Origin of the sequence: Plantactinospora sp. WMMB334 (genome assembly GCF_049179095.1) — a bacterium.
Classification (GTDB): Bacteria; Actinomycetota; Actinomycetes; order Mycobacteriales; family Micromonosporaceae; genus Plantactinospora.
Genome location: NZ_JBMHME010000002.1, coordinates 3,754,082 through 3,772,582 on the forward strand (window position 1 = coordinate 3,754,082; position 18,501 = coordinate 3,772,582).

Below are 18,501 nucleotides of genomic sequence, written 5' to 3' on the forward strand. Positions count from 1 at the left end.
GTCAGGACTGGGTACGGCTCCACTGCTGGTTGGTGCCGCCGGTGCAGGCGTACTGCTGGATGTCCGCGCCGTCGCCGGTGCCCCGGTCGACCACGTCCAGGCACTTGCCGCTGTGCCGGGCGCGCAACTGGTGGTAGCTGCCGGTGGCGACCCACTGCCACTGCTGGTTGGTGCCGCCGCCACAGGTGTACTGGATGATGTTGGCCCCGTCGGCGGTGGAGGCGGAGGCGACGTCGAGACACTTGCCGCTGTTGGAGTTGATCACGCGGACGTAGCCGCCGCCGGCGTCCTGGAACTCCCACTTCTGGTTGCCGCCGCCGTTCCAGCTCCACTGCTTGATCTCGGCGTTGTTGGCGGTCGAGCCCTCGATCACGTCCATCACCTTGCCGCTGTTGCGGTTGGTGACCCGGTAGTAGGTCGGCGAGCTGCCGGTGACGGTGCCGGTGGCGGTGTCGATGGTGATGGAGGGGTACCAGCTCAGGCTCATGCTGGTGCTGGAGGGAAAGCTGATCGGCAGCCAGACGTACTGGGAGTCGTTGACCGGCCCGTCCCAGGCGCCGGCCCAGCGGTCACCCATGTAGAGGTAGCTCGTGGTGGAGCTGCCCTGGATCGGCAGCACGTAGGTGGGCTGGGAGCTGAAGGTGGTGGAGTTGCCGACGTTGGTCCAGCCGGTCCACGGGCCGGAGATGCTCGACGCCGTGGCGTACTTCGCCTGGTTGGGGCTCCAGCCGGTGGCGGCCGAGGTCAGCAGGAAGTACGTGCCGCCCCGCTTGAACATCGCCGGCGCCTCCCGGTGTGCGTCGTTCCAGAAGTTGCCGACCAGGCTCGCCACGTTGAGATAGTCGGAGGTGAGCCGATAGATGTGCAGGTCGTAGTTCTCGTCGGCGGCCGAGATCATGTACGCGGTGCCGCCGTCGTTGTAGAGGGTGATGTCCCGGGACATGTGCTGGCCGAGCGGCCGGAAGCTGCCGTGGTAGGTGTAGGTGCCGTCCACGGTCGCCGAGGAGGCGACGGCGGCCCGCGCCTCGCTGTAGTTGGACCCGTTCTCCTTGTGCATCCACATCACGTACCGGCCGGTGCTGGCGTTGTAGATCACCTTCGGTCGCTCGATGTTGGCGACCTGCAACTCGGATGCGGACGACTGGGTGAGGACGTTGTTGCGGAACTCCCAGTCCCGCAGGTTGGTGGAGCGGTAGACGGAGACGGCCCGGAAGGTGTTGTTGGCGTTCCGGTTCTCGCCGAACCAGTAGTAGTAGTCGCCGACCTTGAGGACGCCGCCGCCGTGCGCGTGCAGCGGGTTGCCGCCGGTGTCGGTGAATTGGGTCCCGTTGGTGATGGTGACCGGCGCCGCCTGCGCCGGAGCGGGGGTCACCGCCACCGCCGCCAGGATCGCCGTGGCGGTCACGGCGAGTGCCGTGCCGAGGGACGCAGGGCGTCTGGTAGCTCTCACTGCGGTCGTCCTTTCCGTTGGTGGTGGAACCTGTCGCGGCGGCGGGGACCGGCCACCGCCGGGGTGGTCGGGACAGACCCCGCCTGGGTGGTCGGGACAGACCCGCCGGGCCGTTGCGGGCGGCGCCGCCGAGCGGATGCGGCAGGCCCGCGACGGGCGTCGGTCCGCCTCGTCGGTAACCCCTTGGTAATCGAGCGGGGCTACGGACACCACAGTTCGAACCGACTCATTCAAGAAGATACATACACGAACATTAATCTCCGAAGCCCCGCATGCGGGAGCCGGGCCCGACGGCGCGGCCTCCGCGAATCTGACGGTTGCCTGACGGTCGGGTCCACGGATGGCGGCCGCCGGTGTCAGCGCATCGGTGACAACCGCAGCGACGAGCCCCGGACGACAAGTTCGGGGGCGAGGAGAACCCGGCGTGCCGGTCGGCGCTCCCCGTCGAGCAGGCGGGAGACCATCAGCTCGACGGCGAGCCGTCCGACCGAGCCCTTCGGCGGCCGGATGGCGGTGAGGGTGGGCTCGCCGAGGTGGGCGATCTCGTCGTCGTAGGAGACGATCGCCAGGTCACCGGGAACGGCGATGCCGCCTTCCGCGCAGAGCTGGGCCACGGCGATGGCGTGCGGGTCGCTGTGCACGATCAGGGCGGTGATCTTCGAGTGCCGGCACTCCCGGAGGATGCGACGGATGGCGTCCCGCTCCCCGGGTGCGCCGAGCATGATCGCCTCCGGGCCCGAGCCGGCGGGAGCGGCCACGGCCGCCCGCCAGGCGTCCCGCAGGTGTGCCGACGTCGGACTCCCCTGTGCCAGCACGAGGCCGATGCGCCGGTGCCCCTGCTGCCGGAGGTGGTAGACGGCGATCTCGAGGCCGAGCGCGTGGTCGCTGCGTACCCACTCGATGTGCCGGGTCGTCGGCGTCCACCGGCGCGGCTGGCGTTCGACGAGGATGGTCGGCACCGAGAGGCGACCGATCCAGTCGAGGATCTCGGCGGAGTCGTCACCCTCCAGGCTCGGCGCCAGGAGCAGGCCCTGGACCTGCTGGGCGTCGACGAGCCGGCCGATCTGCCGGTGGTCCTCCTCCGGGTCGTAACTCGAACCGCGCAACTGGATCGCGACGCCGAGCGCCGCCGCCGCGGCGCGCGCCCCGGCCACGACGAGCGGCCAGTAGAAGTCGAGCGAGGGAACGACCATGCCCACCGTGAAGCGCGTCGCGGTGGCGCGCCGGGGCGGGCCGGCGGCGGAGCTCTGGGACGGCAACGTCGCCCCGCCGTGCACCTTGGCGACGAGACCGCGTTCGGCCAGCGCGGCGATGTCGCGGCGGATGGTCAGCTCGCTGACGCCGAGGTCGCGGGCGAGGTCGCGTACCCGCACGGCACCGTGCCCGCGAAGCTCGGCGAGCAGTCGCTCCTGGCGCTGCGCGCTGAACAGCCGATCCGTCTCCACGAGGCGTCCACTCCTAACGGGCGAGCCAGCCTCCGTCCACCGGCAGGACGACGCCGTGCACGTACCGCGCCGCGTCGGAGGCGAGGAAGACCACGGCGCCCGTCAGGTCGTCGGGCACCCCCCAACGACCGGCCGGGATCCGCTCCCGGATCGCGGCCTCCCGGTCGGCGTCGGCGCGCAGCGGTGCGGTGTTGTCGGTGGCGATGTAGCCGGGGGCGATGGCGTTGACGTTGACCCCGGTGGCGGCCCACTCGTTGGCCAACGCCCTGGTGAGCCCCACGACGGCGTGCTTGGCCGCCGCGTACGACGGCACGCGGATCCCGCCCTGGTAGGAAAGCATCGACGCGAGGTTGACGATCTTCCCGTGCCGCTGGCTGAGCATGATCCGGCCGGCGGCCTGGCAGAGCTGGAACACCGCGTCGAGGTCGACCCGGAGCACCACGGCCCAGTCCTCGGGCGGGTGCGCGACCGCCGCCGAGCGGCGGATGATGCCGGCGTTGTTCACCAGGATGTCGAGGCGGCCGAGCTCGTCGGCCGCCGTCGCGACCGCCCCGGCGAGGTCGTCCGGGCCGGCGGTGGCGAGATCGACGGGTACGACGAGCGCCCGCCGGCCGAGCGCCGCCACCCGGGCGACGGTCTCGGCCGGACGGGTGCGGCCGAGCAGCGCGACGTCGGCACCGGCCTGCGCCAGGGCGGTGGCGAGCGCCTGCCCGATGCCCCGGTTGCCGCCGGTGACGAGGGCGACGCGGCCGTCGAGCCGGAAGCTGTCCAGGACCATCGTCACAGGCCCAGGCCGCGCAGCGTCGGAACGGTCTGGCCGACCCAGGCCAGCGCGGCATCCTCCCGGGCGCCCTGGGTGCGCTGGGTGCCGGCGAGGAACCAGAGGAAGTAGGTGGTGTAGCCGGGTGCGCTGACCACGGTGTGGTAGCCCTCCGGCATCATCTGCATCACGTGGTCGCGGATGGTGACGTTCTCCTCGTACCCCTCGTCGGTGTAGACGCGGCTGATCCCGAAGCCGTCCGCCGGGCTGACCCGGTAGTAGTACATCTCCTCGTGCGCGGCCTCGGCGGGCAGGTCGTCGACCTTGTGCCGGTGCGGCGGATAGGTGCTCCAGTTGCCGGAGGGGGTGTAGGTCTCCCCCACGATGAGCCTGCGGGCCGGCAGCTCCGGCTGGGAGATCTCGGTGAGGATCTGGTGGTAGGTACGCCCGAAGTTGGCCGCACCCCACCGGCCGCCGACCACCTGCTCGGGCGCGATGACGTACGGGTCGGTGGCCAGCTCGCTGGGTGCGCTGGGCAGCGCGACCTCCAGGTCGGTGACCGCCTCGACGGCAAGGCTGGAGCCGGCGGGGACGTAGACGGAGTACGGCTTGCCGGAGAAGACGTCCGGCCGCCCGCCGACCCCGGCGAAGCGGCGGCCGGCGACCGTGAAGTCCGCCGTGCCGCCGAGGACGACGGCGAGGATCTCCCGGTCGCCGGATTCGACGCTCCAGGACTCGCCGGCGGCGAGCCTGAGCAGGTTGAAGTCGAGCAGCCGGCAGGGGTTGACGGGCAGGCTGTTGCAGCCCGCGCCGGCCGGGATCGTGCAGTGGTACCGGTAGTCCATCATGCCTTCCTCACAGGTGTACGTCGGTCGCGTCGGATGCCGGGACGGTGTCGACGAGGGCGGTTACCGGGGGCTGGACCAGGGGCTGGACCAGCCGGTAACGGTGGCGCGGGTCAGTGCCTCCAGATAGAAGTAGTCGCCCCAGAGATTGCCCTCGTCCACGCCGATCCCTTTGGGCTTGTCGTAGACGCCGTGCCGGAGCAGCGCCTCCGGGCCCCGCTGCCGCTCACCGCCGTGACCGGCGGTGGCGTAGCCGTCGATGAGCGAGTGCAGGATCTGCCCGGCCGCCGTGCGGTACCGGTCGGCGTCGGCCCGGTATGCGTCGGCCCGGTCGGCGAGGTTGTCGGCGAGCTCGACCAGACCGCAGGCGGCGATGGCCGCGGCCGAGCTGTCCCGCTCCTGGCCGCTGCCGTCGCCGAACTCGAGGTCCCAGTAGGCGACCCGGTCCGCGGGGAGGTGGTCGAGGAAGTAGTCGGCGCAGGTACGCGCCGCCGCGAGCAGCGCGGGATCGCCGGTGTGCCGGTGGTTGAGGCTGAACCCGTAGATCCCCCACGCCTGCCCCCGGGCCCAGCAGGAGTGGTCGGCGTGGCCCTGCTCGGTCTCCCCCCGCAGCGGCGCCCCGGTCTCCGCGTCCCAGTAGTAGGTGTGGAAGGTGGTGCCGTCCGGGCGCAGGATGTGCGCGCGGAGCTGGGCGGCGTGCCGGCGGGCGGCGTCGGCGTAGCGGTGGTCACCGGTGGCGTCGCTGGCCCAGAAGAGCAGCGGCGTGTTCATCAGGCTGTCGATGATCGTGCGACCGCGCTGCCGGGGATCGTCCAGGTCACCCCAGGCCTGGATGATCCCGGCCGGTTCGAGGACCCGGGTCATCAGGTGGTCGGCGGCGGCGAGCGCGGCGCCCCGGGCCCGCCGATGGCCGGCCCGGCGGGCCGGGATCACGCAGGCCAGCGTGTAGAGGAATCCGAGGTCGTGGGTGTCCAGGTCGATGCCGCGGTCGACCCGGTCGGCGAAGCTTTCCACGTGCGACAGCGCCGCGTGCCGGTAGCGCTCCTCGCCGGTCAGGTCGTACGCCAGCCAGAGCATGCCCGGCCAGAAGCTGGTGGTCCAGCCGACGTTGGACCCCTGCGGCAGGCCACCGGCCGGCGGTCGCAGGGGGTAGCGGTTGCCGGCGGTGGTGTCCGCCGGATACCGGTCGCCGAGGGCGTCGATGTTCCTGCCGATGGTGCGGAGCGCGGCCGCGACGGCGTGCGCGGTCGCGCCGGCGTCAGGGCTGGGACGGACGTCGGTCGCCGTCATGGTTGCTGTGTCTCCCTCGTGTGTCCGGGGCGGGTGCCGGCGGGTTCCGCCGTGCTACCGGGCGGTCAGGCGGTCGTCGGGGCGGTCGTCGGGGGGTCCAGGGCGGCGCGCAGGGTGAAGCGGCTGTTGGCCCAGACCACGTAGAGCAGCGGCGCGGCGGCGAGGCCGAGCGCGATCGCGGGCCGGGCCACGAGAAGCTGCCCGAGCAGCCCGAGGACCAGCAGGGAGGCGGCGGTGAGGTACCACCGGCGCACCGCCAGGTAGAGGCAGGCACGGGCCACGTCGGGCAGCCGCGCGCCGGGCCGTTCGGCGATCACCACCAGCCCGAGCAGCCCGGTGCCGGCGGTGAGGACGGCGAGCACGACCAGGACCGGCAGGGCGAGCGCGCCGGCCCGGTGCCCCCAGAGGGCGTACGCGTCGACCCCGAGGACGACCAGCACGGCGGTCGCCCCGGCCGCCCAGAGCGTGGCCGGCCGGGCGGCGGCGCGCCAGGCGTGGCCGTACCTGCGCAGCAGGCTTCCGCCCGCCCCCGACGGGTAGCCGGACATCACCGCGAAGACGCCGCAGAGCCCGGGGGCGCAGAGCGGTGCGGTCAGCGCGTAGAGCGGCCAGGAGCGCGCCGGGTCGGTGGTGAAGAGCAGCACGACCAGCGGCAGGCTGCCGAGGACCAGCAGCATGTTGCTGACCAGGGCGACGTACGCACCGTCGAAGACGGCGGCGATGGTCTGGTGGCGCGGTCGCACGGCCTCACCCCTTCAGTCCGGTCGAGGCGATGCCCTCGACGAAATACCGCTGCCCGAGCAGGAAGATGACCGCCACCGGCAGCACCGAGAGCACGGAGCCCGTCATGATCAGCGCGTACTCGGCGTTGTACTGCGAGATGAACGTGCGCAGTCCCAGCTGGACGGTGCGCAGCTCGGGGCTGCGCAGATAGATCAGCGGGCCGAGATAGTCGTTCCAGGTGGTGACGAAGGTGAGCAGGGTCAGGCTGGCCAGCGCCGGCCGGGAGAGCGGCAGCATGATCCGGCGGTAGATGCCGAACTCGGTGAGCCCGTCGACCCGCGCCGACTCGCTCAGCTCCTCCGGGATGGTCTCGTAGAACTGCTTCATCAGGAAGACGCCGAACGCGCCGAACGCCTGCAGCGCGACGATCGCCCAGAGCGTGTTCGACAGGTGCAGCTTCGACATCAGGATGAACTGCGGGATCATGTACGACTGCCACGGCACCGCGATGGTGCCGACGTACGCCAGGAAGAGCAGGTTGCGGCCGGGGAAGCGGACCCGGGCGAAGCCGTACGCGGCGAAGCTGCCGGTGAAGACCTGCAGAAGGGTGACGATCACCGAGAGCAGCAGGGTGTTGCCCAGCCAGGTCGTCATCTCCGAGCGCTGCCAGATGTCGAGGTAGTTGCGCCAGACCACCGGGTCCGGCAGCCAGGTGATGGGGATGGTGAAGACGTCGTTGTTGGTCTTCAACGACGACACGACCATCCAGTAGAAGGGCAGCAGCAGCGCGGCGGCCGAAGCGGCGAGGACGGCGTAGCCGACCAGCCGCCAGCCCCGCGACGCGACGCGGCGGCCCGGTGGCCGGACGCGGCCGGGGACGGTGATGCCGGCGGGGGGCGCGGGGGCCTCGGTCGCGGTCATCGTGCGTTCCTCCGCTTGTTGATCATGAACTGGATGACCGTGACCCCGAAGCAGAGCGCGAAGAGCACGATGGAGACGGCCGAGGCGTAGCCGAACTGGTTCTCCATGAAGCCCTTCTGGTAGATGTACTGTGACAGCACCAGCGTGGACTGCCCGGGACCGCCCTCGGTCATCACCAGGATGAGGTCGAAGACCTTGAAGCTCTCGATGGTGAGGATCACGGTGACGAAGAACGTGGTGTGCCGCAGTCCCGGGAGCGTGACGTGCACGAACCGCTGCCAGGCGGTGGCACCGTCGATCTGGGCCGCCTCGTAGAGCTGTGCCGGGATGGTCTGCAGGCCGGCCAGGAAGAGCAGCATGTAGTAGCCCATGTAGCGCCAGGTGCCGACGATGATGACGGCCGGCATCGACCAGTCCGCCGAGGTCGTCCAGCCGGGCGGGTTCGCCACGCCGACGGCGCCGAGAAAGGCGTTGATCGGCCCGTACTCCGGGCTGAAGAGCTGGTTCCAGACCACCGCGATCGCCACGATCGAGGTGATGTACGGGAAGAACGCGACGGTACGGAAGAACCGCACGCCGCGCAGCCTGCGGTTGAGCAGCAGCGCCAGCCCGAGCGAGGCCACCATGGTCAGCGGGATGTGGAAGACCGTGTAGTAGACGGTGTTCCACAGCGCTGTCCAGAAGCTGGCGTCGTTCCACAGCCGCCGGAAGTTCGCCGTGCCGGTCCAGTTGGCCACGCCGAAGACGTTCCAGTCGGTGAAGGCCATGTAGAAGAGCACCGCCACCGGCACGAGCGTGAGCACGGCGAAGCCGAGGAAGTTCGGCAGGATGAACGACCAGCCGGCGATCGTGTTGCGCCACACCAGCGGCCGGCGCCGCAGCCGCGTACGCGGCATGGTTGTCATAGGAAGTCTCCGGAAAGCGTCTCGGCGTGGGGTGGTGGGTCCGGCGCGCGCGGTGCCGCACCGGACCCACCGGCGGTCAGCACCTCACTGGTTGAGGACCTCGTTCTTGGCGCGGGTCTGCGCCTCGTTGATCGCCTCGTCCAGGCCCTTGCTGTCGGAGAGGATCGCCGAGTGCGTCTCGTTGAGGATGTTCTGCAACCCGGCCGTGTGCTTCGACACCGGGTTCTCCGGCTTGATCATGTGCGTGGCGTAGGCGAACTTCGACACGTCGTCCTGCGGTACGCCGTCGAGCCCGAAGAGCGTCGCGCTGACCGCCTCGGTGACCCGGGCGGGGGTGATGCCGATCCCGGCCAGGGCCTTGGCGGCGTCCTCGCTGGCCGCGTAGCCGACGAAGGCCTTGGCGGCGGCGACCTTCGACTTGTCGATCCTGGGGTTGATGCCCAGCCCGGTCGGGTCACCGAAGGTGACCGGTGTGGCGGAGGTGCCGGTGGTGGAGGTGTCGAACTGCGGCGCCGGGGCGATACCCCACTCGAACGTGTCGGCGTCGCCGCTCCTGCGCTGGTTGAGCAGGGTGGCGATGTACCAGGTGCCCATGACCATCATCGCCGACTGCTGCTTGCCGAACTGTGCCTGGTAGGTGAGCTTGTTGGTGTTGGCGGTGCCGAAGCTCGGCTGCGCACCGGCCGCCTGCAGGTCCAGCGACCGCTGGTAGTACGGCTTCAGGTAGTCGAAGTTTCCGGAGAGCAGGTCCGCGCCGGGTGTCTGGGCGAGCGCGAGACCCTGCACCGTGGACTGGAAGATGTGCTGGTAGGCGCCGCTCGCGTTCGAGCCGGCCGCCTTGAGCCCGGTGCTCAGCTGCTTCGCCGCCGCCACGTAGTCGTCCCAGGTCCAGGTGCCGTCCGGGGGCGGCACCTTCGCCTTGGCGAAGAGCTCCTTGTTGTAGTAGAGCACCCACGAGTCCTGCCGGTACGGGATCGCGTACATCTTGCCGTCGACCTGGTAGGACGCGAGCGCGGAGACCGAGCCGAGATCGGCGGCGGCGTCGGAGACGTCGAGCAGCTGGCCGCCGCTCGAGTAGGTGTAGAAGTTCTTCAGGTTCTTCTGCACGTAGACGTCGGGGGCGGTGCCGGCGGCCAGGTCGGCGGTCATCTGGGTGTCGTAGTTGGCCGTGTCGTATTCCTTCAGCTCCACCGTCACGTTCGGGTGGCTTGCCTTGAACCCGTCGGCGAGCGTCTTGAACTCGGGCGTGGAGGAGAGGCTCCAGCCCGCCAAAGTGATCGTCACCGGTGCGTTGGGGTCGACCGGCTCGTCCTCGCCACTGCAACCGGCGAGGACGAGCGCCAGCGCCGTCGCGGCACTGACCACGGCCGGTATCGCGCGCTTCATCCCTTCTCCTTAGGTAGGGGGCCCGGTGTGGGCCCGCAGGACTGCCCGGTCGCCGAAGCGGCGAACCCGGCAGGATCCGTCTCCAGGCGGGTCGCGGTGCGGGCCCCGTCGGGCCAGTCGACCGCCACCTGGAGACCGTCGGTGCCCTCGGCGAGCAACACCCGGCACGGGCGGCCGGTGGCCGCGACCGTCGCGGTGAGCTCGACGAGGACGGTGATCCACTTTCCCGGCCGGACGGCGTGGTCCAGCCAGGGCACCACCAGCCCGCCGGGCAGCGGCCCGCCGTCGGGCAGGGTGGTGGTGCCGGCCGTCCCGCCGCCGTGCACACTGGCGAGCCGGCTGGTCAGACCCGCCCCCGTGACCCGGACCAGGCCGCCGTCCAGGGCCGCCGTGGCCTCGCCGGGCACGGCCCAGCCGCCGACCCGGAGCCGCAGCGCGTCCGCCGGCACGCCCTCGGCCAGGCTTTCCACCCGGGCCAGCCGGACCTCCCAGGGACCGCGCACCAGCGACCAGACCGCGAGCTGCCCGGCAGGCCAGCTCCGGCCCGCCCGGCCTCCGCCGTGGTCGCGCTGGTCGGGATCCGGCTCGACCCAGTGGGCCAGCGCGCGAGAGCCCGCCACACCGACCAGGACACGGTCGCCGTCGCCGTCGCCGTCGCGGTCGCGGTCGCGGTCGCGGTCGACGCGTACGGCCAGCAGGCGCATGCCGGCGCGGTGGGTGGCCCGGCCGGCGAGGTCGACGAGGGTGACCGACTGGTCGAGCGGGGTGAGCCAGCCGCTCGGGTCCAGCACCGGAGTGGTCGCGGTGGAGTAGCCGAGGCGGGCGTAGAGCGGGGAGTCAGCGACGGCGGCGCCCTCGCCGGCATGGTCGGTGCCGTGGTTGACGACCCGGACGATGCCGTCGGCGCGGGTGGCCGAGACCAGCCAGCCGGGCGCGGGCACGGCGAGCACCGCGTCCCGCTCCTCGACCGGCAGCGGCTCCTCCGGCGCCGTCCATACCGGGTGCTCCGCCGGCAGCGCGAGGCCGAGCAGGCCCTTGCTGGCCCAGTACGGCGAGCCGGGTCCGGAGTACGACTGGGCCAGTCGCGGCCACGGCCCGTGCCAGCCGAGGGTGAGCAGGCCCCGCCCGTCGGGTGCGCCGTGGTCGACGAAGTGCCGCACGATGCCCGTGGCGGCCCGGCGCAGCCGCCCGAGGCCGACCGAGGGCACCCCGGCGAGTGCGCCGATCCAGAACGGTGCGGCGGCGGCGAACCGGTAGACCAGGCTCCGGCCCTGGATCAGCGGGGATCCGTCGGCGCCGACCAGCGTCACCGCGTCGCGCAGGAAGCGGTCGAGCATCGCCACGTCCCGGTCACGGCGGGCGGCGGCCAGGTCGGTGGCGCCGGCCATCCGGGCCCAGAGCGCCGGGTAGAGGTGCAGCGCCCAACCGACGTAGTGGTCGTAGGCGCGCTCGGGACCGTCGGACATCCAGCCCTCGGCGCGGACGAAGCTGTCGTGACTGGCGAGATCCTCGGCCATCTCGTCGGGTGAGTACGGGCCGCCCACCGAGCGGAGGAAGGTCTGCACCACCAGCCGGAACCAGACCCAGTTGATCCGCGGATAGCTGCTGTCGCCCACCGCCGGGGCCAGGTAGTCCACCACCCGCTCCCGCACCTCGGGCGCGAGCCGGTCCCAGATCCAGGGACGGGTCAGGTCGAGCACCAGGGCGAGGGAGGCGGCCTCCACCTTCGCCTGGGCGTGCTCGTCCAGCCGCACCCAGCGATCCGGGGCGGACGGGTCGGTGCCGGCGGCGATCCCGGCCGCGTACCGGTCGGCGAGCTCGTCCAGGCCCTCGCCCCGGGCACCGGCGATGCGGAAGCCCGCCAGCAGGAAGGTCCGGGCGAACCCCTCCAGCCCGTCGACCGCGCGCCCGTAGCCGCCGGCCGGACCGGGGAAGGTGACCAGGGCGTGGCCCGGTGAGGCGTACGGCCGGGCGGCGGCGAGCATCCGGTCGGCCAGCGCCACCAGCTCGGCCCGGCCCCAGGTGTCGGCGGGGGCGGCGTGGGGTGTCGCGCGGTCCTGTCGCATCGGTCCGTACTCCAGGGGCGGGCGGAGGGGCGGTGTCGACGTTGTGTCGGGCAGGCAACCGCCGGGTTTCCGAAGTAAAACGCTCACAAGTGAACGTGTCAATACGATGTCCGGACTGAAACGAGCAGACTCGATCAGAAGTCGACCTGGTATGGTCAGGATCGATCACAGCCATCCCGCAACTCGGCGAGGTCTGATGCCCACCACCCCGCCCCGCACCGGCCGGCACGGCGCACCCTGCCCGATGCCGCCGGTCCCCCCGCGAGGAGCCCGCGCCCGCGCCGCGACCCCCGGAGGTGCCCGATGACCCACCACGGCAACCCGGCCGACACACCGGAGGCCCGCGGACCGCTCCAGGTGGCCCGCCGCCAGCAGTTGCTGGAGGCGCTCCAGCGGGACGGGGCGCTGCGCATCTCCGACCTGTCCCAGGCACTCGGCGCCGCCGCGGTCACCATCCGGCGCGACATCGCCCAGCTCGCCGCCGAAGGTCTCGTCCGGCGGGTGCACGGCGGGGTCGCCCTGATCACGCCCGACGGCGCGCCGCCGGCCGACCCCGGCCCCGCCGCCGGTCCCGACGGCTTCAGCGGGCGCACCCTCGGCATGCTGGTGCCGTCGCTCGACTACTACTGGCCCGAGGTGGCCCGGGGCGCCGAGGAGGCCGCCCGCGAGCTCGACATGCGCGTGGTGCTGCGCGGCTCCTCATACGAGAGCGAGGACGACCAGCCGCACCTGGCCCGCCTTCTCGACCGGACGGCGGTCGACGGTCTGATCGTCGCGCCCCGGATGGACGCGCCGAGCACGGAGCGCACCATCGGATGGCTCCACCGGGCCGGGGTACCGGTCGTGTTGCTGGAGCGCACCGCCACCGTGGGCGCCGCGCATGCCGTGATGGAGTCGGTGGTCACCGACCACGCGCTCGGGGCGGCCACGGCGGTGCGGCACCTCGGCTCCCTCGGCCACCGCCGGGTCGGCCTGGTGCTCGACAGCAACAGCCCGACCAGCCCGCACGTCCGGCGCGGCTGGTTCGAGGCGACCACGGAGTGCGGCATGGCGGCCGGCTCCACGGTGGAGGCGCTGGTGCCGGACGCCCGGTCGCCGGACCGGGACGCCGTCCTGGACGGCGTGCTCGACCGGTGCCAGGCGACCGGCACCACCGCGCTGCTGGTGCACGCCGACGCCGAGGCGATCGCGCTGGTGCAGCGCTGCGAGGAGCGGCACGTCGCCGTTCCCGGCGACCTGTCCATCGTGGCCTACGACGACGAGGTCGCCGCGCTGGGCAATCCGCCGCTGACCGCCGTACGGCCACCGAGGCGCTCCATCGGGCGCGCCGCCGTACGCCTCGTCGCCGACCGGCTCGCCGATTCCGACCGCCCGGCGCACCGCGTGGTCATCAGCCCCTCCCTCCGGATACGCGAGTCGACCGCAGCGCCGCGCGGATAGCCCGACCGCGCTGGACCGTCGCATTCACCTCCCGCACCCATGTCGGGTATGTAAGGATAAAAGTCGCGGATCGGCGCCGACCGGACGGGGTGGATGACATGAAAGTCATGTTGGTGCATCCGAGCGTCCTGATGTATTCGGAATTGTTTCTCCGGCTGGAACCGTTGGGGCTCGAGTGCGTGGCCGCGGCGACAAGAGACGCCGGCCACGAGGTGCGCCTCGTCGATCTGCAGACCCACAGCCTGGCTGAGATGGCCAGGGAATACCTGGATTTCGAACCGGACGCCGTCGGATTCGGCCTCAACTACCTGGCGAACGTTCCCGAAGTCATCGACCTGGCCCGCTGGGTCAAGAAGCGGCGACGGCCGCCCTTCGTCTTCGTCGGCGGCCACTCGGTCTCGTTCGTCGCCGACCACGTCCTGCAACAGGCCGACGGCGCGATCGACGCCGTCGTGCGGGGCGAGGGGGAGACCGGGACCGTGGCACTGCTGGCCGCCGCCCGGGACGGCGCCGCGCACGAGGCGCCCGGCGCGGTCACCCCGCAGGGGCGCGGTCCGCAGCCCCGGCTGCTGGAGTCGATCGACACCCCGCGCCCGGCCCGGGACCTCGTCCGCCGCCGCAACCGCTACTTCATCGGGGTGCTGGACCCCGCGGCCTCGGTCGAGTTCACCCGGGGCTGCCCCTGGGACTGTTCCTTCTGCTCGGCCTGGACCTTCTACGGCCGCAGCTACCGCAGACTCTCCCCGGAGGTGGCGGCCGACGAGATATCCAGGATCAGGGAGCCCGGGATCTTCATCGTCGACGACGTGGCCTTCATCCGCCCGGAGCACGGCGACGCCATCGCCGCCCAACTGGAGCGCCGCCGGATCCGCAAGCAGTACTACCTGGAGACCCGGGCCGACGTACTGCTGCGCAACACGGAGGTGTTCGCCCGGTGGAAACGACTCGGCCTCAACTACATGTTCCTCGGCATGGAGGCGCTGGACGCCGAGGGACTGGACCTCTTCCGTAAACGCATCAGCCCGGACGAGAACATCAGAGCACTGGAACAGGCCAGAAAGCTCGGCCTCTCGGTCGCCATCAATCTGATCGTCGATCCACAATGGGACAGCGAACAGTTCCGTCTGGTTCGGGAATGGGCGTTGAGCGTACCGGAAATCGTCCACCTGTCGGTGATGACGCCGTACCCGGGCACCGAGATCTGGCACACCGAGTCGCGCAAGCTGACCACTTTCGACTACCGGCTCTTCGACATCCAGCACGCCGTCATGCCCACCCGGCTGCCGCTGCCGGAGTTCTACCGGGAGCTGGTACGCACCCAGGCGGTGATCAACCGCAAGCACCTCGGCGTCGTCGCGCTGGCCCGCACCGCCGGGCTGGTCGCCCGGCACCTCGCGCACGGGCAGACCAACTTCGCCAGGATGCTCTGGCGGTTCTCCCGGGTGTACAACCCGGAACGACTCTACGCGGAGCACCAGCGCCCGGTCCGGTACCGGCTTCCGGAGCCGAAGCCGCAGGCGGTGGGAGCCCGTGACCGCAAGCAGCTCTACATCCACGCCGACCGCGAGTCGGCGGCGCGAACCGTGCCGGCCGCCGACGCCGTTGCCCTGCCCGACCTGCACCGCCCCGCGTGACACCGAAGGCGGCGGGGCGGCACCGCGCGGCCGGGCGTGCGGTCACTCCCGTCGGTCCCGGCGCCCCCGCCGGAATGCGAGCACCAGCAGGGCGAGGTAGGAGCCGGCCCGACCGGCCGCGCGTCCCGCCCGCCGCACCGAGCCGCTCGCCGTGCCGGCCGGGGCGCCGGGCGGCTCCACCTGCCGCACCGGCAGCCCTCCGTACGCGGTCTCCGCCGCCCGCGCAGCCTCCGTGCGGGACAGGTACGCCTGGTTGCCGTTGAGCGTGATCACGCTGCTCCGGTACTGCCAGCGCCACACCCCGGACCGTTCCCGCCACAGTTCGATCCGGTCGCCGTCCTCCGGTGGCGTGCCCGGCCGCCCGCCGCCGGTCGGCCCGTGCCGCGGTCCGGGCGTCCCCGGTGCCGACCGCAGCGCCGACCGCACGTCTGTGTCGCTCACCTCGCCGACTCCCCGGGCACCGCCGGCCCGGAGCGTGCGGGCGACGAGGTAGGCGACGACGCCGGCCGGAACCGGCAGCACCAGCACCAGCACCCGGAGGACGGAGAGGATGTCCAGCACCGGCACCCGCAGTACCTTGGCGATGATGTCGTCGGCCGCGGCGACGAGCAGCACGGCGAAGAGGGTCAGCACGGCGACGCCGGTGCCGAGCCGCACCGGATGGTCGCGGGGTGGGTCGAGGAGCTGGTGGGAGAGGCGGCTTCCCGCGCGGCGGCGGTCCAGGAACGGCCAGAGGTAGAGGATGGTGAAGGTCAGCCCGCCGAACACCACCCCGGGGAGGAACGGCGACGGCACCAGATGGCCGAAGATCCGGAAGTCGACGGCGGGAAAGAGGCGTAGCGCCCCGTCGCCCCAGGCGACGTACCAGTCGGGTTGGGCCGGCGAGGTGGCCTGGGCCGGCGCGAACGGCCCGTAGAGCCAGACCGGGTTGATCTGCGCCAGCCCGCCGAGGGCGAAGGTCACCGCCAGGACCCAGGCGAGGAGCGCGAGCGTACGCACCGTGTAGCCGGGCCAGAACCGCGAGCCGACCACGTTGTTCTCGGTGCGACCGGGGCCCGGGAACTGGCTGTGCTTCTGTCTGATCAGGATGCCGAGGTGCGCCGCGATCAGCGCGGCCAGCACGGCGGGGACGAGCAGCACGTGCGTGACGAAGAGCCGGGGCACCAGGTGCTCGGTCGGAAACTCCCCGCCGGCGGCGAGGAAGACCAGCCAGGCGCCCACCACGGGGATCGACTGGGCAACCGAGTAGAGGATCCGCAGGCCGGTACCGGAGAGCAGGTCGTCCGGGAGGGAGTAGCCGGTGAAGCCGTTGAATATCGCCAGCAGCAGCATGGTGACCCCGATGAGCCAGTTGATCTCGCGGGGCCGGCGGAACGCGCCGGTGAAGAAGATCCGCAGCAGGTGGAGCACGATCGCGGCGACGAAGAGCAGCGCGGCCCAGTGGTGCGTCTGCCGCATCAGCAGGCCGGCCCGGACGTCGAAGCTGAGCCGGACCGTCGAGGCGTACGCGGCGGAGGTGCGGGTGCCGTCCATCGGCGCGAACGAACCGGTGTAGACGGTGTCGGCGGTGCTCGGCTCGAAGAACAGGGTCAGGAAGATCCCGGTCAGCACGAGGACGACGAAGGAGTAGAGGGCGATCTCCCCGAGCATGAACGACCAGTGGTCCGGAAAGATCTTGGCGAGCGCCCTGCGGAGTACCGGCGCGGTCCGCAACCGGTCGTCGACGCTCCGGGCCGCCCGCCGGAGGAGCCAGCGTGTGATCACTTCAGGCTCCAGAAGCCGGGCCCGGGCGGGGCGGTGAAGTCGCCGGTGGCGACGAGAAAGCCCTCGGCGTCCACGGCGATCGGCAGCCCCGGCAGGGGTCGGGCCGCCGGCCCGGCGATCGGGCGGGCCGCCGCCAGCAGGTCGAAGTTCGACTGGTGGCAGGGGCAGAGCATCCGGGCGGTCTCCTGGATGTAGAGGGCGACCGGGCAGCCGGCATGGGTGCAGAGCAGCGAGTGGACGACGACACCGTCGACCTGCCCACCGGGCGGCGGTACGGCGAACCGGGCCGGGTCCAGCCGGACGGCGAAGGCCGGTACGTCGCCCCGGTCCTCGTGCCCCTCGGGAAAGACGGTCAGCAGCGTGCCCTCGACGACCTCGGCGGGGCGTACCGGGGTGCCGTCGGCGCGGACCAGCCGGATGCCGGCGGCCCAGGGCGTGGTACGCAGCGCCCGCACCGGGCGCTCCCGGTCGAACGGCAGCAGGGAGCGGAGCGGAAACAGGGCCGCCCCACCCAGCGCGGCCAGCGCCAGCGCCAGCATGGCCACCAGCCCACTCCGGCGTGCCGGGCTCTCCGGCCCGAGCAGCGCCTCGTCGGTGAGCTGCCGCTCGGACGCGGGCGAGTCGAACGGCTCGTGCTCCTCCACGTGGCCGCCGACGGGGAGCAGCCGGCGGGCCCAGACGCCCAGCCCGGCCGCGAGTCCAGCGAAGGCGACCGCCAGCGAGACCCCTTCCAGCTGGGTCTGCCCGCCGGTGGCGTACACGGTGGCGAACCCGGCCGCGCCGAGCGCGCTGACGCCGAACGCGGCGCCGACGACCCGGGACGCGGCACGTTCGCGGCGGCTCTCCTGGTCGGTCCGGGTCACGGCAGCTCCCGGCGGTGCACGGTCACTCGCCGGCCCTGGAGCCGAGCCAGCGGGCGGCGAGGACGAGCAGCACCAGGCCGATCCCCCAGGCCACCAGCCCCTCGGTGGTGGGACCGAGCCGGCCCAGTGACGCACCGCCCCGGTCGAGCCGGTCGCCGCGCAACTCCTGGACGTAGCCGGCCAGCGCGTCGACCTGCTCCCGGCTCAGGACGCTCTCCGGAAAGACCGGCATCAGCCCGGGGCCGACCCGGATCGCCTCGGCGACCTGGATCGGGCTGGACCGGTCCAGCGAGGGAGCGACGAATCCGTTGCTCAACGTCGCGCCGACCCCGGTGGCGGAGTGGCAGGCGGCACAGGTGCTCAGGTACAGCTCGCGGCCCTCCCGCAGGTCACCCGGGCCCACGGTCGGGATCTGCGGCCCGCCGCCGCCGAAGCTGGCCACGTGGGCGACGAGCGCCCGGATCTCCTCGGCGTCGAAGGCGGGCTCCCGGTGCGGTACCTGGGCCACCTCCCTCTGCACCGGCATCCGGCCGGTGTTGAGCTGGAAGTCCACCGAGGCGGGACCGACACCGACCAGGGAGGGCGCCCGCTGGCTCCCCTGCCCCGCCGGCCCGTGACAACTCGCGCAACTGCGAAGGTAGAGCTCCGCTCCCCGGGCTGCTGCCGGATCCACCGAGGGTGTCGGATCCGCCGGGGATGGGTCGGCCGAAGGTGGCGGGCCCGGTGCGCCCGTCGAGGGCGGCGGCACCGGCGACCCGGCCGGACCCGGGGTGCCGGCAGGGGACGACGTGGCGGCCGGCGGAGGTGTCGGGGCCGGGGCCGCGTACCCGGGCAGCGGCACCGGGCCGGCGGCGAGGCCCAGCACGGCGGCGACCACCAGGCGGCGCCGGCCGTACGGCCGGCCCACCGGCGACGGCGTGCCGGGGACGCGGCGGCCGGCACCACCGGCACCGTCCCGGCCCGCCGTGGTCAGCGTCGCTGTCGTCGTACGCCCCTTCACCCCGTGCCC

General features: G+C 72.3%; 15 protein-coding genes. 2 read left to right on the top strand and 13 right to left on the bottom strand.

All coding sequences use genetic code 11. The features are described 5' to 3' along the window. Position 1 precedes the first annotated feature (1 nt). The 10 genes from ACN27G_RS15980 to ACN27G_RS16025 all read right to left on the bottom strand — a co-directional run bounded on the left by ACN27G_RS15980 (position 2) and on the right by ACN27G_RS16025 (position 11,791). Entirely contained in the window at positions 2–1,450 is a 1,449-nt protein-coding gene (locus tag ACN27G_RS15980) for an RICIN domain-containing protein (protein WP_421493604.1), read from the bottom strand. 356 nt (positions 1,451–1,806) lie between these two features. After that, on the bottom strand, positions 1,807–2,895 hold the full coding sequence (locus ACN27G_RS15985) for a substrate-binding domain-containing protein (RefSeq protein WP_421493605.1): 1,089 nt from the start codon (positions 2,893–2,895) through the stop codon (positions 1,807–1,809). A gap of 13 nt (positions 2,896–2,908) precedes the next feature. Next, a complete protein-coding gene (gene kduD / locus ACN27G_RS15990; protein ID WP_421497337.1) occupies positions 2,909–3,673 on the bottom strand; it encodes a 2-dehydro-3-deoxy-D-gluconate 5-dehydrogenase KduD in 765 nt (254 codons plus the stop codon). A 2-nt stretch (positions 3,674–3,675) separates the two neighbouring features. Next, positions 3,676–4,500, bottom strand: coding sequence for a 5-deoxy-glucuronate isomerase (iolB, locus tag ACN27G_RS15995; protein ID WP_421493606.1), 825 nt, complete (start codon positions 4,498–4,500; stop codon positions 3,676–3,678). A gap of 63 nt (positions 4,501–4,563) precedes the next feature. Beyond that, positions 4,564–5,790 (bottom strand): glycoside hydrolase family 88 protein, encoded by a 1,227-nt coding sequence (locus ACN27G_RS16000; RefSeq protein WP_421493607.1) that lies wholly within the window; start codon positions 5,788–5,790, stop codon positions 4,564–4,566. Between the two features lie 65 nt (positions 5,791–5,855). Then, on the bottom strand, positions 5,856–6,533 hold the full coding sequence (locus tag ACN27G_RS16005) for a hypothetical protein (protein WP_421493608.1): 678 nt from the start codon (positions 6,531–6,533) through the stop codon (positions 5,856–5,858). 4 nt (positions 6,534–6,537) lie between these two features. Beyond that, positions 6,538–7,434 (bottom strand): carbohydrate ABC transporter permease, encoded by an 897-nt coding sequence (locus ACN27G_RS16010; protein WP_421493609.1) that lies wholly within the window; start codon positions 7,432–7,434, stop codon positions 6,538–6,540. Further along, the gene (locus ACN27G_RS16015; RefSeq protein WP_421493610.1) at positions 7,431–8,339 is read right to left on the bottom strand and encodes a carbohydrate ABC transporter permease; all 909 of its coding nucleotides are present in this window, start codon (positions 8,337–8,339) and stop codon (positions 7,431–7,433) included. Before ACN27G_RS16015 ends, ACN27G_RS16010 begins: the two co-directional genes overlap by 4 nt. An 84-nt stretch (positions 8,340–8,423) precedes the next feature. After that, a complete protein-coding gene (locus ACN27G_RS16020; RefSeq protein WP_421493611.1) occupies positions 8,424–9,725 on the bottom strand; it encodes an ABC transporter substrate-binding protein in 1,302 nt (433 codons plus the stop codon). Further along, positions 9,722–11,791 (bottom strand): DUF2264 domain-containing protein, encoded by a 2,070-nt coding sequence (locus tag ACN27G_RS16025; protein ID WP_421493612.1) that lies wholly within the window; start codon positions 11,789–11,791, stop codon positions 9,722–9,724. The genes ACN27G_RS16020 and ACN27G_RS16025 overlap by 4 nt, the downstream gene beginning before the upstream one ends. Positions 11,792–12,094: 303 nt before the next feature. On the opposite strand from ACN27G_RS16025, the gene ACN27G_RS16030 reads away from it, so the two are divergent. Both ACN27G_RS16030 and hpnR read left to right on the top strand, forming a co-directional pair. Beyond that, positions 12,095–13,231, top strand: coding sequence for a substrate-binding domain-containing protein (locus ACN27G_RS16030; RefSeq protein ID WP_421493613.1), 1,137 nt, complete (start codon positions 12,095–12,097; stop codon positions 13,229–13,231). A gap of 98 nt (positions 13,232–13,329) precedes the next feature. After that, positions 13,330–14,865, top strand: a complete 1,536-nt coding sequence (gene hpnR, locus ACN27G_RS16035) for a hopanoid C-3 methylase HpnR (protein WP_421493614.1) — start codon at positions 13,330–13,332, stop codon at positions 14,863–14,865. Positions 14,866–14,907: 42 nt separating this feature from the next. Here the strand turns inward: hpnR and ACN27G_RS16040 are convergent, their stop codons facing one another. Genes ACN27G_RS16040 through ACN27G_RS16050 form a run of 3 tightly spaced genes read right to left on the bottom strand, consistent with a single transcriptional unit; the run spans position 14,908 to position 18,492 of the window. Beyond that, positions 14,908–16,629 (bottom strand): cytochrome b, encoded by a 1,722-nt coding sequence (locus tag ACN27G_RS16040; RefSeq protein ID WP_421493615.1) that lies wholly within the window; start codon positions 16,627–16,629, stop codon positions 14,908–14,910. Further along, a complete protein-coding gene (locus tag ACN27G_RS16045; RefSeq protein ID WP_421493616.1) occupies positions 16,626–17,492 on the bottom strand; it encodes a ubiquinol-cytochrome c reductase iron-sulfur subunit in 867 nt (288 codons plus the stop codon). The genes ACN27G_RS16040 and ACN27G_RS16045 overlap by 4 nt, the downstream gene beginning before the upstream one ends. Before the next feature lie 22 nt (positions 17,493–17,514). After that, on the bottom strand, positions 17,515–18,492 hold the full coding sequence (locus tag ACN27G_RS16050; protein WP_421493617.1) for a c-type cytochrome: 978 nt from the start codon (positions 18,490–18,492) through the stop codon (positions 17,515–17,517). Positions 18,493–18,501 lie beyond the last annotated feature (9 nt).

What these genes read in the sequence shown, in the direction of transcription:
- kduD (WP_421497337.1), bottom strand. Translation starts at nt 3,673, where the DNA reads ATGGTCCTGGACAGCTTCCGGCTCGACGGCCGCGTCGCCCTCGTCACC.
- iolB (WP_421493606.1), bottom strand. Translation starts at nt 4,500, where the DNA reads ATGGACTACCGGTACCACTGCACGATCCCGGCCGGCGCGGGCTGCAAC.
- ACN27G_RS16000 (WP_421493607.1), bottom strand. Translation starts at nt 5,790, where the DNA reads ATGACGGCGACCGACGTCCGTCCCAGCCCTGACGCCGGCGCGACCGCG.
- ACN27G_RS16010 (WP_421493609.1), bottom strand. Translation starts at nt 7,434, where the DNA reads ATGACCGCGACCGAGGCCCCCGCGCCCCCCGCCGGCATCACCGTCCCC.
- ACN27G_RS16015 (WP_421493610.1), bottom strand. Translation starts at nt 8,339, where the DNA reads ATGACAACCATGCCGCGTACGCGGCTGCGGCGCCGGCCGCTGGTGTGG.
- ACN27G_RS16020 (WP_421493611.1), bottom strand. Translation starts at nt 9,725, where the DNA reads ATGAAGCGCGCGATACCGGCCGTGGTCAGTGCCGCGACGGCGCTGGCG.
- ACN27G_RS16025 (WP_421493612.1), bottom strand. Translation starts at nt 11,791, where the DNA reads ATGCGACAGGACCGCGCGACACCCCACGCCGCCCCCGCCGACACCTGG.
- ACN27G_RS16030 (WP_421493613.1), top strand. Translation starts at nt 12,095, where the DNA reads ATGACCCACCACGGCAACCCGGCCGACACACCGGAGGCCCGCGGACCG.
- hpnR (WP_421493614.1), top strand. Translation starts at nt 13,330, where the DNA reads ATGAAAGTCATGTTGGTGCATCCGAGCGTCCTGATGTATTCGGAATTG.